This is a genomic window from Pseudoalteromonas sp. ABV4_021 (assembly GCF_056159365.1).
The window spans coordinates 2,323,090-2,338,436 of sequence record NZ_JBSWVB010000001.1 but is presented as its reverse complement, the minus strand read 5'-3'; the positions used below and the strand labels follow the sequence as shown (position 1 = coordinate 2,338,436).

At 39.5% G+C, this 15,347-nt stretch carries 16 protein-coding genes; 8 read left to right on the top strand and 8 right to left on the bottom strand.

Translation table 11 applies throughout. The features are described 5' to 3' along the window. Positions 1-63: 63 nt before the first annotated feature. From ACXAFE_RS10885 to ACXAFE_RS10875, 3 genes are all read right to left on the bottom strand, one after another. Positions 64-651, bottom strand: a complete 588-nt coding sequence (locus ACXAFE_RS10885; RefSeq protein WP_475153605.1) for a 5-formyltetrahydrofolate cyclo-ligase — start codon at positions 649-651, stop codon at positions 64-66. A 9-nt stretch (positions 652-660) separates the two neighbouring features. Further along, on the bottom strand, positions 661-1,185 hold the full coding sequence (locus tag ACXAFE_RS10880; protein WP_475152279.1) for a hypothetical protein: 525 nt from the start codon (positions 1,183-1,185) through the stop codon (positions 661-663). 96 nt (positions 1,186-1,281) lie between these two features. Next, positions 1,282-2,781 (bottom strand): S10 family peptidase, encoded by a 1,500-nt coding sequence (locus tag ACXAFE_RS10875; RefSeq protein WP_475152276.1) that lies wholly within the window; start codon positions 2,779-2,781, stop codon positions 1,282-1,284. Between the two features lie 320 nt (positions 2,782-3,101). Between ACXAFE_RS10875 and ACXAFE_RS10870 the strand changes: the two genes are divergently transcribed. Then, a complete protein-coding gene (locus tag ACXAFE_RS10870) occupies positions 3,102-3,881 on the top strand; it encodes a DUF2189 domain-containing protein (RefSeq protein ID WP_010561821.1) in 780 nt (259 codons plus the stop codon). A 121-nt stretch (positions 3,882-4,002) separates the two neighbouring features. Beyond that, positions 4,003-5,235, top strand: coding sequence for a GGDEF domain-containing response regulator (locus ACXAFE_RS10865; RefSeq protein ID WP_475152274.1), 1,233 nt, complete (start codon positions 4,003-4,005; stop codon positions 5,233-5,235). Between the two features lie 119 nt (positions 5,236-5,354). On the opposite strand, the gene ACXAFE_RS10860 is transcribed toward ACXAFE_RS10865, so the two are convergent. The 4 genes from ACXAFE_RS10860 to ACXAFE_RS10845 form a co-directional block, all read right to left on the bottom strand. Beyond that, entirely contained in the window at positions 5,355-6,077 is a 723-nt protein-coding gene (locus ACXAFE_RS10860; RefSeq protein WP_054980687.1) for a LytR/AlgR family response regulator transcription factor, read from the bottom strand. Further along, positions 6,067-6,621 (bottom strand): histidine kinase, encoded by a 555-nt coding sequence (locus tag ACXAFE_RS10855; protein WP_237129946.1) that lies wholly within the window; start codon positions 6,619-6,621, stop codon positions 6,067-6,069. The genes ACXAFE_RS10860 and ACXAFE_RS10855 overlap by 11 nt, the downstream gene beginning before the upstream one ends. Positions 6,622-6,723: 102 nt before the next feature. After that, positions 6,724-7,827: a histidine kinase gene (locus ACXAFE_RS10850; protein ID WP_475152271.1), complete on the bottom strand. Its 1,104-nt coding sequence runs from the start codon at positions 7,825-7,827 to the stop codon at positions 6,724-6,726. Positions 7,828-7,845: 18 nt separating this feature from the next. Then, positions 7,846-9,054, bottom strand: coding sequence for a sensor histidine kinase (locus ACXAFE_RS10845; protein WP_475152268.1), 1,209 nt, complete (start codon positions 9,052-9,054; stop codon positions 7,846-7,848). A 295-nt stretch (positions 9,055-9,349) separates the two neighbouring features. Here ACXAFE_RS10845 and ACXAFE_RS10840 point away from each other — a divergent pair, with 295 nt between their 5' ends. The 3 genes from ACXAFE_RS10840 to ACXAFE_RS10830 all read left to right on the top strand — a co-directional run bounded on the left by ACXAFE_RS10840 (position 9,350) and on the right by ACXAFE_RS10830 (position 12,146). Next, a complete protein-coding gene (locus tag ACXAFE_RS10840) occupies positions 9,350-9,688 on the top strand; it encodes a P-II family nitrogen regulator (RefSeq protein ID WP_010561815.1) in 339 nt (112 codons plus the stop codon). Between the two features lie 10 nt (positions 9,689-9,698). Beyond that, positions 9,699-10,931 (top strand): ammonium transporter, encoded by a 1,233-nt coding sequence (locus ACXAFE_RS10835; protein WP_475152263.1) that lies wholly within the window; start codon positions 9,699-9,701, stop codon positions 10,929-10,931. A 117-nt stretch (positions 10,932-11,048) separates the two neighbouring features. Then, a complete protein-coding gene (locus tag ACXAFE_RS10830; protein ID WP_475152260.1) occupies positions 11,049-12,146 on the top strand; it encodes a response regulator in 1,098 nt (365 codons plus the stop codon). On the opposite strand, the gene thpR is transcribed toward ACXAFE_RS10830, so the two are convergent. Next, on the bottom strand, positions 12,143-12,685 hold the full coding sequence (thpR, locus tag ACXAFE_RS10825) for an RNA 2',3'-cyclic phosphodiesterase (protein WP_475152257.1): 543 nt from the start codon (positions 12,683-12,685) through the stop codon (positions 12,143-12,145). The two genes, ACXAFE_RS10830 and thpR, sit on opposite strands and share 4 nt — an antisense overlap. A 42-nt stretch (positions 12,686-12,727) precedes the next feature. Here thpR and ACXAFE_RS10820 point away from each other — a divergent pair, with 42 nt between their 5' ends. The 3 genes from ACXAFE_RS10820 to arsJ all read left to right on the top strand — a co-directional run bounded on the left by ACXAFE_RS10820 (position 12,728) and on the right by arsJ (position 15,347). Beyond that, the gene (locus ACXAFE_RS10820) at positions 12,728-13,051 is read left to right on the top strand and encodes an ArsR/SmtB family transcription factor (RefSeq protein WP_475152254.1); all 324 of its coding nucleotides are present in this window, start codon (positions 12,728-12,730) and stop codon (positions 13,049-13,051) included. 10 nt (positions 13,052-13,061) lie between these two features. Beyond that, the gene (locus tag ACXAFE_RS10815; protein ID WP_475152252.1) at positions 13,062-14,060 is read left to right on the top strand and encodes an ArsJ-associated glyceraldehyde-3-phosphate dehydrogenase; all 999 of its coding nucleotides are present in this window, start codon (positions 13,062-13,064) and stop codon (positions 14,058-14,060) included. 78 nt (positions 14,061-14,138) lie between these two features. Then, complete coding sequence (arsJ, locus tag ACXAFE_RS10810; RefSeq protein WP_475152251.1) at positions 14,139-15,347, top strand: organoarsenical effux MFS transporter ArsJ; 1,209 nt, start codon at positions 14,139-14,141, stop codon at positions 15,345-15,347.

The following is a 15,347-nucleotide window of genomic DNA, read 5'->3' as shown; positions in this document are numbered from 1 at the left end:
AAGGCCTAATGTTTGAACGGATTTTAGAGTTGTAAGTATTATACCTAGTTGCACCTTACATGCTTACCATAAATAACACTTTTTTGGCGTTACTATGGTTTTCAGTGGTACATCCCAACTTTCAATCGGTAATTGGTCAATGTGTTGGCAATCATGTGCAAGGCCGATTATTTCGGGCTTGGTACTTTGTTCGCGATAATATTTAGCGAGCGTACGATCATAATAGCCACCACCCATACCAAGGCGGTTACCTTGTTGGTCGAAAGCGACAAGTGGTGTGCAAAGCACATCTAAGTCTTCAACCAAACAAACCTGACTACAATTTAACTTGGGTTCCAAGATACCATAGCGATTTGGCGTCATGGGTGAATTTTTCTCATACCTTTGAAAGAGTAAGTAACCGGGGCAAAAGGGGTGTAGTACAGGCAGATAAACTTCGATGCTTTTACGCCATAACTCCTCAATTATCAATGAGGTATCAATTTCGCTGTCGTTTGATAAGTAGATCCCAACTCGGCGTATGCTGGCGTTTTTAAAGTGTTGAAAAATGTTCACGTTAATTTTTTTCGCGGCTTCAAGTTGTTCAATTTCTGAAAGTTGAGCGCGACGTTCTCGCATTAACTTGCGAATATTTTGACGTTCCATAGCAATATTTAAATATTAAAAGGGCAGTAAATTAGGAAATGCGACAATTACACCGAGTAAAGACAGCAAAATGGCAATTAAAGCAAAGAACAGCCAATTGATATTTTTTGGTTTGTTACTTGATTCAACGGCTTCATCAAACTCAAGCTCTTCGCCCCAATTATTGTTTTCAAGCTCTAAGTCGATTTCGCCATTTTGCTCTTGTTGCAGCCGAGCTAAGTCATCGACTTTTTCTTCAAGGCGAATAATTGATGTGGTTATATAGTCAAGGGCAGCCAAAATGCGCTGGTCGACATCGCGCTCAGGTTCTTGTGTTTGAGCTTTGTTTGCATTGACTATTTTGACTTTAATGCCGAGCGCAGAGAATGTTTTTTGCTGTTTTATTGCTTTGTCTTGCGAGATAGGACTAAAAATGAGCTTGCCCGCAAGAAACTGTGTAGCTTTTGCATCAGACAGTTTTAATTTTGTTGTTAAGATTGTTTTCGCCTGTTCAGTGGTGACATTGTTACTTAATTGGGCGAATTGAATGCGATAGCTCATATACTTAGCAAAATTAATTGTTTTGCTAAGTATATAGTTGTTAAAAGCTTTTTTGCAAAGTTAAAAAGCAGCAAGAACTACAGCTTTTTAGTGTGATTAGTACTTAGCTGGACCTGATGGCAGGGAGTTTAAAATAAACTCGCGTACATCTTGGTTTGATGTTTCTAAATCGGCGCGGCGAAGATACATCATGTGCCCGCTTTCGTAACCTTTAAAGCTTAAGCGTTCACGCATTTTGCCACTTGGGTCAAGTTGCCACATTGTGTACTTGGCATCAAAGTAATTTGTTGCGCCATCAAAGTAACCAGATTGCACCATTACATTTAAATATGGGTTTTGCGCCATTGCCAAACGCAGATTCTCGCCGGTTTTATTATTGCTGCGATCCCACGGGTGAACTGAGCCAAACATGTTGTATTTTAGATCTGTTTTATAGCCGAGCTCTTGTTGTAGGTAGTAGTTAATTGCCGGTGTGAATGAGTGCAACCATGAGGTTAGCTCAGCCCAATAATCAGGGCGACTGCCTGCATCACGCTTATCGATGCCTTTGTAACGTGAATCTAAACGGCCTACAGTAAAACCGTCTTCGCGCAGTAATTCTTTCCAAAACGCGGCGTTAGGAATATCAAGATTATTGCGTAGTACGAAGGTTTCGCTCAGTGCCGTGTATTTAGCAATGGTTGCGGCAATTTTTTGTTTTTCTTCAATATTAATAAAGCCACCTTTGCTGATTGCAGGAATTGCTTCATTGATTGTAAAGTCTTCAACTTCGGCTAAGAACGTTGTTAGTGGCATGTTTTGGTATTTCGCATCTAACTTGTTGTGATACCAAGCCGTTGCGGCAAAGTAAGGAATGCGATTAGCGGCTTCAACTGGGCCTTCGCGTTTAATGCCAATTTCAGTAGGTGATACTAAGATTACGCCATTTAGGTACATCCATTGGCGATTTTGCAATTCAAGCGCAAGACCAGAAACACGTGTTGTCCCGTAACTTTCACCAATTAGAAACTTTGGTGATAACCAGCGATTGTTACGTGTTACAAAGGTATTAATCCAATCCGCTAGGTATTTAATATCGGCATTAACACCAAAAAATAACGCTTTTTGTTTATCTTTACTTGGCAGTTCACCTTTGTCATTTTCAAGAACACGCGAGTAACCTGTGTTTACTGGGTTAACGTAGACAATATCAGCGACATCAAGCACCGAGTAAGGGTTACTTTTAACGCCATAAGGTTGAACTGGGTAGCCTTCGTCATCAATATTTAAGATTTTAGGGCCTGTGTAAGCAAGGTGCATCCAAACTGAAGCAGAACCAGGTCCACCATTAAACGAAATTAGTAATGGGCGTTTGCCATAGTCTTTCACACCTGACTTTTTATAATACGTGTAATGCAAACTGGCAATCGCGTTACCTTGCTCATCCCACACCGGTTGCGTGCCAATTGTTGCACTGTACTTAACCTTGTTACCTAAGATTTTTACTTGGTGATTAGAGGTTTGTTTACTGTCGATTGTTATTTTTCTATCAGTGGCTTGTGATTGGTTTGATATCACAAGCGCTGAAAAAACGACTAACTGAATAAGCTTTTTCATGTGGCCCTGTTGTTAAACATATGGATTAGGTTAGCAAGCAGACTACTTAATTTTTGCTTGTGCGGTCAAAGATAGTGAGACCAATATAGGCATTTTTTCGTTGAATTACTAAATCTACCCTATACTGATTAATGACGTATATAAAACAATGATGCACTTTGACTTTTTATATGCAAGCAGTTTTTACAGCGCAATAAGCTTGGTATTTAAAACGCTACTAACTAGTTAAAGCAAAAAAACAAACCCATTGTTTGTATCGATACGTACAGTAACTATGAGCGATATTGTCACCGCTAACTGATTCAATTAAGGAGAAAGTTATGCCTCAAACTCCAGTAGCAGATAAGCATGCGACTTTTGCCAGATGTTTAGAGTGCAATAAGGTTGGACTATTTGCCCCTCTGCATTGGCTTGCCCTTGGTTTTAAAGATATGGCCAGTGCGCCAATTTTGAGCCTATTTTATGGTGTTGTGTTCAGTATTATCCCTGTCGCGATTTTATATTTTGTCTATCAATCAGGTACCCATCTTGTAATTTTACCCGCCACCGTGGCATTTGCCCTAATTGGGCCAGCTTTTGCTGTTGGCTTATACGATATTGCGTGGGAACTGGAAAAGCAGCACAAACCCACACTAAGCCATAGTTTAAGGTCAATGTTTCGAAACCCAGTTGGCGAGTGGGGTTTTGCGGTGCTGTTAATGGTGATTATGATTATTTGGATGCGTTTAGCAGCTCTAGTACATGCTTTGTATCCAAATAGTGTTAACCCTACATTTGACGAGCTCTCGGCCTTTTTAACTTTAGGGTCGTTAATTGGTGCAGTTATGCTCGGCAGTGTATTTGCTATTTCAGCGTTTACACCGCAAATAATGATGGAACGCCGAGTCGATATTATGACTGCTGTGGTGTCGTCGATACATGCAGTAAAAGAAAATATCGGTGCAATGATTGTTTGGGCGTTTTGTATTGTTGCTTTGGTGGCATTGGGTTTTTTAACTGGCGCAACAGGGTTTATTGTAATAATGCCGCTGCTTAGCTATGCAAGCTGGCATGGATATATTGCCATCATAAAACACAAAGGCCCTCGCGGTTACGAGTAAATAGGGTTGGTTATTTAAAAAGGGGAACGTTTGTTTCCCTTTTTTTAATGGTTATGTGGTATAACAGGACCACAATAATAAGCCTGCGTGCAGGTAAGAAAAGCTTAGTTGGAGTGTAACTATGCAACGAATTCTGATCGTTGAAGATAGCAAAATGGTGCAACAAGTATTGCGCCATCTAGTCGCGCAGTATTTATCTGTTCCCGTTGATTTTGCCGCATCGCTGAGAGAGTCGGCTGGGCTCATGAAAAATAACAAGTATACCTTAGCGCTGGTGGATTTAAATTTACCTGATGCGAGCAATGGTGAAGTAGCAACGCTGACCTTGCGTTGTGGTATTCCAACGCTTGTTTTAACTGGCAGTATTGATGAGTTCAAGCGTCAGCAAATGCTTGAAATGGGTGTGGTGGATTACGTACTAAAAGAAAACCGCGATTCTTATACTTATGCTGTAAAGCAGTTGGCACAGTTATTAGGCAATCAAGGAACTAAAGTATTGGTTGCCGATGATTCGCAAACGAGTCGTACTATGATGCGACAAAACTTAGAGCGATTATTGTACCATGTTGAAGAAGCTGAAGATGGTGATCAAGCGTATCAAAAACTATTAGCTGATGAGAGTATTAAGTTACTACTCACAGACTTTGCAATGCCGAAGAAAGATGGTTTTGAATTAGTAAAAAGCATTCGTTCAAAACGAGGCCGTGATAGTTTAGGTATTATTGGTATTTCAGGTTCTGGTAGTCAAAGTTTATCAGCCAAGTTTATTAAGCACGGCGCAAATGACTTTTTAACAAAACCGTTCGCACCAGAAGAGTTCCATTGTCGTGTAATGATGACCATGGAGCAGCTCAATCTGATAGAGACCATTAAAGATTCGGCGAACAAAGACTACCTTACAGGGCTTTATAATCGTCGTTATTTCTATAAAGCGTCAGAGAAAATCATCACTGAACAATCGTTATTAAGTATTGCTGTAATTGATATCGATCACTTCAAGCAAATAAACGATACTTATGGACACCAAGCTGGTGATGAAGTGTTGAGCTTTTTATCAAATAAGTTAACAGAGCAATTTGGTGATGCGCTGATGGCACGTCTTGGTGGGGAAGAATTTGCCGTGTTGTTTAGTGGTGAAGATCAGGATGCAGCATTTGAAAAACTTGACGAGTTGCGCTTTTCACTAACAAATATGCAGGTTGAAGCGGCGGGGCAGTTTATTAGTTTGTCTATCAGTGCAGGTGTTGCTCAATTACAGCAAGATGAAGAACTGTCTGAGCTTATTAATCGCGCCGATGTGGCACTTTATGATGCTAAAGGTGGTGGCCGAAATCAGGTGGTTATTCACCAATAAAGAAACGTTTTAAGCGTAAAGCTAAGAGTGCTCAACTGACACTCTTAGCTTTTAATATTGCTGAAATCTGAAATCTGAAATCTGAAATCTGAAATCTGAAATCTGAAATCTGAAATCTTTTACAGCTGAGTAAACTCAAGTAGCTGTCTTAATTTGGTTGCTTGTCTGCGCGAAATTTCAACCGTTTGACCATTACTTAGCGTAGCTGTTAAGCCATAGCTAATTGCCTGTTCCATACTTTCAATTGCATCTAGGCGAATAATGTCTGAGCGGCTTGCTCGGAAATAATGTCTTTCGTCTAATTTTGCTTCAATTTTATTAAGCGAGCTGTGTAAGTATGCTTTACCGTGCGGTGTGTAAATCGCTGCATGATTACCAATTGATTCAAAACGAATGATTTCTTTTAGTTCAATAATGCGCATGGTTTCGCCGTACTTCACCATAAGTTTGTGATCATCTGGTAGGCCACTTTCAGAAGCACTTTGCTCGAGGCGCTTCTCTAACTTCTCAATGCTTTCGGCTAATCGAGCAGGATTTACTGGTTTTACAAGATAGTCCATCGCGTTCAGTGAAAACGCTTCTACGGCAAATTGATCGTAAGCAGTACAGAAGATAATATTCACATCATCACCGAGTGATTCTGCAAGCTCTAAACCGGTTGCGCCAGGCATATGAATGTCTAGGAAGATTGCATCCGGCTTGTGTTCAGCGATTTTTTCACTTGCTTCTTCAGCATTTTTAGCCTCATCGACAATTTCAATTTGGCTATGTTTTGATAGTAGGCGTTTTAATTCACTGCGAGCAAGACGTTCGTCATCAACAATTATTATTCTAATACTCATTGTTAAAAGTTAACTCCATCGTGTAAGTGGTCGCATCACAGGTTTGTGTTGCATTGCAAACATTACCAAGGCCGAGCTTTGCAATAAGCTCGTTTAATGGCAAGTCACCTGACTTTATTTTTGGTGTTTGCGTTAATTTAAGTGTAAAAGTAAGTGCACCGCCAGTTTCATTGGTGCTTACGAGTAGTTCATTGTGGCTAACGCTGTAAATATCTTTTTTGATAAATACATACTCAACTACAGGCAGTAGTAAAGAGCATGCTAGTGGATATGGGCTTGAAAGCTTAGTGAACTGTTTTGTTATTGTAATTCGTTCTTCTAGGCGTAGCGCTTCCAAATCAAGCAAGTGTGCTAATTGAGTTAAGTCGTCGCTAACGCTGGTATTACCTACACCGTCGTTTAGTTGATAGCGAATTAACTCGGCAAGTTTGCCAAGTAAGTCGCTCGCTAAATCTTGATTTTCGAAAATCATATAGCGGATAGCATTCATGCTATTAAACAAGAAGTGTGGATTTAATGGTGCTTCCGCATTTTTTTCAAACATATAAAAAGAAAGTCTCTTTTTTGACAGACTATTCTGAGTCTATCGATTTTAAAATTATCTCGCCAATTAAAATGATAAACGGCAAAAAAGTGAGATGAATGGTTAGGCTGTTTTTTCTAGCTGTTGTTGCCAGTCAATTGGCAGTTCAATCACTACTTTTCTGCGCTTACCGCTTTTAACTAAAACGATGCTGGCATCGTTACTATACTGGTGCTCTAAACGGCTTTTTACATTATCGAAATGTTCAGTATCTAAAAAGAATTTACCGTGGCTTTGATGTGCAATTTCGATACGATATTTTTGGTGTTTTATAAAGCTTGCTATCGTTAGTTCGCCCTCGCGGTTACGCGCAGTATTGAGTAAAAATGAACAGATAAAAATAAGCGACATACTTGGGATATTAGGTGATATATCAGCATCATGAAGCTTTAAGCTGTAGCTACTTGGTGCACGCTTTTGTTCTTCAAGTAACTCTAGGTAATTGGCTAAACTGGCCAGTTCATCATTGAGTTTTGCGTCGGCTGTTTTACTCGACATCAAGTTGTAGCGAAAAAGGTCTGATGCTTTGGTTACAAGATCCGCCGCTTTTTCTTCATCAATATCAATTTGATGCTTAATAGCCTCCATGGTATCGAATAAAAACTCAGGGTTAACACGGTTGGTTAAAATTTGTAGTTTTTGCTTTTTAAGCAATAATGCGAGCTGCTTATAATTTGAAATACTAGCTGCAAGTACGTAACAGTAAGCCCACACTAAATTAAACACAATATTATAAATAACATAGGCTACAAGTGACTCGCCTAAGCCGTCCAAATGCATAATACTGTTTAAGTACTCTTCAAGAGAGTACGGTACTAATGCGAGAAATATAGGTAAAAAATCTAAACCAATAATCACCAATGAAGTGATGGTGGAACTAGCTAATAGCAGTAAAAACAGTTTCCACTTAGTTTTAGCATAGGTTTTATAGTGTTTATAAACGCCGCGCAGCACGATATGAAATGCCGCAAATATCATTATGAGCTGGTAAGTGGTGAGAGCTAATGCGCCGTACCAACCAAGTTGAAATATGGGTATTTCTTGGCCGTCAGGTTCTTGAAAAATCCCCCAGATCCCTAAGAGGCTTACTAAGGCTGATACAAATAAGATCGGCCCTTGGTATCGCCAATAGTTAGGACTGGTATTTCGAATGTAACTGAAATTCATAACCGGATTTTGACCTTTTTAAATTGGCAATGTTAAACATGCGATATATTTATCGTCTTTAAACTCAGCGTTTAACGAGGCATTTTCGTTATACATTAGCTGTAAGCGTTTAATTAGGTTTTCTTGCCCTGTACCTGTGCTTTCGACTTTATAGGTGCCTGTATAAATTGGATTACTTACTGTTACCACGAGTTGATTCTTTTGTTTAGCAATATCAACAATCAGCAGGCTTTGATCTTGTCTTGGCGCAATGCCGTGTTTAATTGAGTTTTCAATTAATGTAAGAATGCCCATAGTAGGGACTTTAATATTTAAGCAGGTTTCATCTACATGCATTTCAATTAATAAGCGTTCTTCTAATCGAATATGTTCGATGTCGAGGTAGAACTCACAAATGCGTAATTCTTCTTTTAATTTTACCGTGGGGTGCTTATTTGCAGTTAAGTTGTAGCGAAAGAGTTCATTTAGTTTATCAATTAACTCTTTAGCAAGCTGTTTATCTTCGAAAATCATACCGCGAATACTGTTTAATGAATTAAACAAAAAATGCGGATTAAGCTGACTCATTAATAATGCAATCTGGCTTTGCTTAAGTTGTGTTTTAACTTGGAAACGACGTTTTAATGCTGATAACGGTAGATAGCAAAACAACCAAAAAAGAAATGCACCGAATTGAGACTTTAATTTTTGCGAAGAGGCACGTTCAATTGCTTCTTGATCTCCATTATGTATTTTCTCAAGTTCCTCTCGCGCTTTTATATGTGCTTTGTCAAACCCTTCTTTAAAACCTTTTTTAAATTCAGATTTTGCTGTCGCACTAGTTGATGTTTCGTCTTGAGTGTCTGTGTTTTTTTCAACTTCGCTATCTGTTTTAACTTGATTAAGCGGGTCTTTATCGGGATTTGCTCGATAATAGGCAATTTCGTTATGAATAGGCACAAACATATCTCTGCTTATATCGCGAATGCTCTTGCCTATAAATGAACCGACACTAACAAAGACCAAACCACAGAGGAGCACTTTCATAAACCCCGCTTCTTTGTTGCGCAAGAAATTAATCGGAGCGCGAATTAAAAAGTGAGTAATTAGAAAGAAGCTTAAAGTGCGTATACCTGCATACGCGAATGTGTTTGCAAGGCCATGCATTTCCTTGTCGGTGTCTATATTTGACAGTCCGCCAAGTAATAAGATGAGAGCAATTAAAGCTTGGATAACCCAATAAGCCATTTGCTTATATATCCTTTGTTGTTGTTTTTTATTCCATTGAGTTAGTACGGCTCAGCATAATAGCTAACTCAGACATAGCATATTGTGTCAAAAACGGTCACCAAAGCAAGTTTTTGCTGTTTCATTTTTTGCACCAAAACGTTCACAAACCCACTATTGCTGCACCTTTGTGGTGCGTTAACTTTGTTGTAACACATTGTAAATTACATAACTTTATGAATTAGATAAAAAAATATTATTGGCATAAAGGTTGGATTTAGTAAGTACAAATAAAAAACAACAACAGGTACACGTTATGAAAATGATCAGCGCCATTATTAAGCCATTTAAGCTTGATGATGTTAGAGAAGCGATGTCAGATCTTGGCATTGAGGGCATGACAGTAGTCGATGTAAAAGGTTTTGGACGTCAACGCGGGCACACTGAGCTATATCGAGGCGCAGAGTACCAAGTTGATTTTATTCCAAAAATTAAAGTCGAAATTGCAACGCAGAGTGACAATGTTGACCGCGTGGTTGAGGCAATTACCAATGTCGCGCAAACCGGCAAAATCGGTGACGGCAAAATTTTTGTCTATGACCTAGAGCAAATTGTTCGTATTCGTACGGGCGAGTTAGACGAAGCGGCAATTTAAGGGGAATGTCATGGAAAACACAGTAGTTGAATTAAAATTTGCGCTCGACACGTTTTACTTTTTAATGTCTGGCATCTTAGTAATGTGGATGGCTGCAGGTTTCGCAATGTTAGAAGCGGGCCTAGTACGCTCTAAAAACACCACTGAAATTTTAACTAAAAACGTCGCGCTTTACGCGATAGCATGTACGGTTTATCTGATTGTTGGTTACAACATTATGTATGTTGATAATGCCGAGGGTGGTTTTTTACCGTCATTGGGCATGCTGATTGGTACTGAAGCGGCAGATGCTGATCATGCATTGCAATCAGACTTTTTCTTCCAAGTTGTGTTTGTTGCAACGGCAATGTCGATTGTTTCAGGTGCAGTTGCTGAGCGCATGAAGTTATGGTCTTTCCTTGTTTTTTGCGTGGTGTTAACTGGTTTTATATACCCATTAGAAGGTTACTGGACTTGGGGCGGTGGCTTCTTATCTGAGATGGGATTTGTTGATTTTGCAGGTTCAGGTATCGTACATATGGCGGGGGCAGCGGCTGCGCTTGCCGGTGTATTATTATTGGGTGCACGTAAAGGGAAGTACGGTAAAAATGGTGAAATCTACCCAATTCCGGGCTCTAATTTGCCGCTTGCAACACTGGGTACATTTATTCTTTGGATGGGTTGGTTTGGTTTTAATGGTGGTTCGCAATTGCTGCTATCAGACAAAGAAAATGCCACAGCAGTGAGTCAAATCTTACTTAATACGAATGCGGCAGCGGCTGCTGGCGCAATTTCAGCACTATTACTTTGTAAAGTGTTATGGCGTAAAGCTGATTTAACTATGGTATTGAATGGTGCACTTGCAGGTCTTGTTGTAATTACCGCAGAACCTGCATCGCCAAGCCCGTTACTTGCGGTACTAGGCGGCGTGTTAGGTGGTAGCCTAGTTGTGTTTAGTATTGTGGCATTAGACAAAGCTAAAATTGATGACCCAGTGGGTGCGATTTCAGTTCACGGTGTATGCGGCTTCTTAGGCCTTATGTTAGTGCCGTTATCAAATAGTGATGCGACATTTGTAAATCAGTTAATTGGCGCAGTAGTAATCTTTGCCTTTGTATTTGTGAGCTCATTTATTGTTTGGGCGGTACTTAAGAAAACTATGGGTATTCGAGTTGGCGAAGAAGAAGAAATCAACGGTATGGACCAACACGATTGTGGTGTAGATGCGTACCCTGAGTTTGTTACTGTACGAGGTAATATCTAACCAGCTAGTTTGGTTTAAGTTGCAAACGCGCGAAAGCCCAATGCCTAATGGCATTGGGCTTTTTTATTTGGAATATTATTCTATGCTTAGTACTGGTGCTATTAACGTGTTTAAACTATGAAAATAGACTTACTAATTGCGGAAGACGATATTTGTTTAAATGACCTTGTTGCCTCAAGCTTGACCGATGAATATTTAGTGTCGCAAGCGTATAATTTGGAACAAGCGAAAGCCTTGTGCGATAAGTCTCAATTTAGTGTCATTGTATTGGATTATTACTTTCCAGATGGCGATGGGGTTGAGCTAATTCATCATGTTAAAAAGCAAGGCAATAACCCAATCATCATTTTCTTAAGCGCCTCTGAAGAACTTGATACCAAAATGAATGCGTTCAATGCGGGTGCGGCAGATTGGATTGATAAACGCTCATTTATACCCCCTTTATTGTTAATTAAAATTAAAAAGGCACTGGCTAATCGGCAAGAGTTTGATGCCTTAAAAGAAGCTGAACAACAAGCAAACACAGCAGTATTTTCTGCGATGTCTGATTCCTTTATGTGGGGCAATACGGCTAGGGCTATTCAAGGTTGCCTTTCTTGCACTAACTACAACGAGTTTTTAGTTCATATTTTTTCGTACCTACAAAGTTTAGAGCTCACGGCATCGGTTGCGTACAGTGAAAATAGTCAGATAACTTATTGGGACAGTCCTTATGCACGAGCATGTGGCATGGAAGAAGATCTGTTCAAATTAGTAATGCAAAAAGACGAGCGTATTATAAACGCTGGGCGTCGATATTTTTTCAAAGACAGTTATATCTGTATTTTAATTAAAAACATGCCTGAAGACGAAGTACGAAAAGGGCAAATTCTAGATGTAGTAGCAGCCTACATTGAATGTGCAAATCATCAAGTTAATATGCTTAATCAAGAATATGTAAAACAACTGTACTTTAAAAAAATTGCGTTCGAATTAGATGATTTACAACAAAAAATGGGGCTTTTTACTGAACAAACTCAGCAAATTCAAAGCCACCAATCACTTAAGTTTTTTGAAATCTTTAGCCAACTAGAACTCACCAATGACGAAGAAAGTAAATTAACAGAAGTAACCGATGACACGTTAATGAAGTTTGAAGAACTTGCTTATAATCATGTAAAAATTATTAATAGCTTAAATAACGTGATTAAAGATTTTAAACGTCAATTATCTTAGTTTGCTTTTAGTAGAAATGTTTCGATTGGTATATAGCGTAACTGGTTATTAACACGCGTCGAATGAAAGAGTTTAAATTCATTATAGGTCACGTCAAACGGCGTGATTTTCTGTATTATTTGAGGGGGCTGTTTGCAGTTTCGTATTAGCGTAACGTGCGGATGATAGGCAAACGGGTTAGTGTACAGTTGTCGCTTTTCACCTTCATCGCGCAATGTAATGGCAAGCTGTGTTAATGAACTGGGTTGGCTTGTTGGTTTTAAATAAAAAATCCCACTATTTTGCCAAAAGCTTGCCTCTTCAAAGTGCAAGCTGAACGGTGAAACCGATAAGCTGCGTGCAAATTCAATTAAAGCTTCTTGCGTTTTTATTGGCACATTCGGTAAAAAAGCTAAGGTTAAGTGCAAATTGCTTTTTAATACAGGCTTTCGTTTGCTTTCAACTTTTGATGTTAACCAATTGAATATTTTAGATTTATCTTCTTCACTAAAATCTAAACCAAAAAATAGCCGTTTATTTTCTTGATTTTTATCTGTCATCTTTTAATATTTGTTTATGCGTATATATGTTTAAGCGAATTTATGGTTGTAGCACAATTTCACAAAGCACTCAGTGAGCAGACTCGCCTTCGAATTATGGCTCTTATTTTAGAGCATAAAGAGGTCTGTGTCTGTGATCTTGTTGCCGTTTTAGATATGCCACAAGGTACAGTTAGTCGCCATTTAAGTTATTTAAAAAAGTCTGGGCTTGTGCAGTCAGTTACTCGCGGTACATGGCGTTATTATCAATTAAGTGAATCGCTCAGCCAGCCGCTGTTAGCGATATTGAAATTAACACTCGACACACTAAATAGCGATTGCCAAGTGCAACGTGATTTAGCTTCTTTCAAACCTTCAAATTGTTAGGCTGTTTATTATGAAAATTGCGATTAACGGCTTCGGTCGTATGGGTAAATTATTAGCACGTATTGTGCTGGCTGAGGGTAACCATCAGTTGGTTTATATTAATGATCCCGCTGCAACAAACGAGGCGATAGCCCACTTGCTAGCGTTTGACTCAGTTCAAGGACGCTTTAAAGACAATGAAATTCATGCAGATGACAGCCATTTATATGTCGCTGAGCAGAAAATTGGCTTATTGCATGAGTCAAAGTTAACTGATCTGCCTGTTGATAATATTGACTTATTGATTGACTGTTCAGGGCTTTACCGTAAATCGGAGCTATTTCAACCTTTGTTAGATAAAGGGTTAGCGCGTGTTCTTGTTTCTTGCCCAGTAAAAGACGACGGTGCGATTAATTTAGTCTACGGCGTAAATCATGATTTATACCAAGCAGATAAACATAAAGTGGTTACGGCGGCGTCGTGTACAACTAACTGCCTAGCGCCTGTTGTAAAGGTACTAAAAGAAAGTGTAGGTATAAAACGTGGCTCAATGACGACCATTCACGATATTACCAATACCCAAACGATTGTTGATAAAGCTCATAAAGACTTACGTCGTGCACGCGCTTGTGGTGAATCGTTAATTCCAACAAGCTCGGGGTCAACAACAGCAATTATGACGATTTTCCCTGAGCTGAAAGGCAAGCTTGATGGCTTAGCCGTGCGCGTACCGCTGTTAAGCGGCTCTTTGGTAGACTTAGTAATTGAAACTGAAAAACCAACCAGTGTTGAAGAGATTAACAATGCTTTTGAGCGCACTAAATCAGGTGAGTTAAAGGGTATTTTAGATATTGAAATGCGTCCGTTGGTTTCTGTTGATTTTGTTGGTGATACGCACAGTGCCATTGTTGATGGGCTGTCGACTCAAGTAATCGACAAGCACTTAGTGAAAGTATTGGCTTGGTACGACAACGAAATTAACTATGTCTCACGTATGAATGACATTGTTAATATGATTGCCGCGTCTTAACTTACCTTTTCGCCCTAAACCAAGGTGTTGCAACGCCTTGGTTTAGGTTTTGTTTATCACGTCACGTAGCTTTAAATTATGTTAGCAGCATCAAACACAGTCAGTCAGGGAATTAAAGACTACATACAAATTACCCTAGCTTACTGGGGATTTACCTTAACTGACGGCGCACTGCGTATGCTAGTGGTGCTGTATTTTCATAAACTCGGTTATTCGCCAATTGAAGTGGCAATGCTATTTTTGTTTTACGAATTTTTTGGCATTGTTACTAATTTGTTTGGTGGCTGGTTGGGCGCCCGTTTTGGTTTAAAAGTTACTTTGTTTAGTGGCTTGCTGCTGCAAATTAGCGCGCTTATTTTACTGGCGCAAACTCAGTGGCTAAGTGTTGTTTATGTAATGATATTGCAAGCAGCATCGGGCATCGCCAAAGATCTCAATAAAATGAGTGCCAAAACAGCGATTAAACAGCTTGTGCCAAGCGATGAGAGTAGCACTCTGTTTAAATGGGTGGCACTGCTTACAGGGTCGAAAAATACACTAAAAGGCTGTGGTTTCTTTTTAGGTGGTTTTTTACTGGCGATATTTGGCTATCAAAACAGTTTGTATTTACTTGCTGCCGGACTTGGATTAATTACTTTATTGGTTGCCTCTCAGTTAAAGCAAAGTTTAGAGGCCAAATCATTTAAGCCGAAATTTAGCCAAGTATTTTCATCAAGTAAAAAAGTAAACCTACTCTCGTTTGCGCGTTGCTTTTTATTTGCCAGTCGCGATGTGTGGTTTGTGGTTGCCTTGCCGGTGTTTTTAACCATGCAAGCGGGGTGGTCTAGCACAGCAGTAGGTACTATGATGGCGTCGTGGGTGATTATTTACGGGGTTTTTCAATCAACTACGCCAAAAGTATTTAAGGCTTTTAATAAACAGGCCAATGCGCAGTCAGCGGTGTTTAGTGCGCTTGCATTGTTGGCTGTTTTGGTGGTTATGCTGGTGGCGATTTCTTACGGCCTATCACTGGTTAATGTGGCGATACTTGGACTAATTTTATTTGCCGTAATTTTTGCTATTAACTCTGCCATTCACTCTTTTTTGATTGTGCATTACGCCCGCGATGAAGGTGCCTCGATGGATGTTGGCCTTTATTACATGGCAAATGCCTGTGGGCGTTTATTTGGCACTGTGTTGTCTGGATTATTGTTTCAGCAATATGGATTAACAGCATGTTTAATCGCGAGCGCATTATTTGTGGCGATTTGCATTCCAATTACTGCGAAGTTAACGCAAAACAGTTAA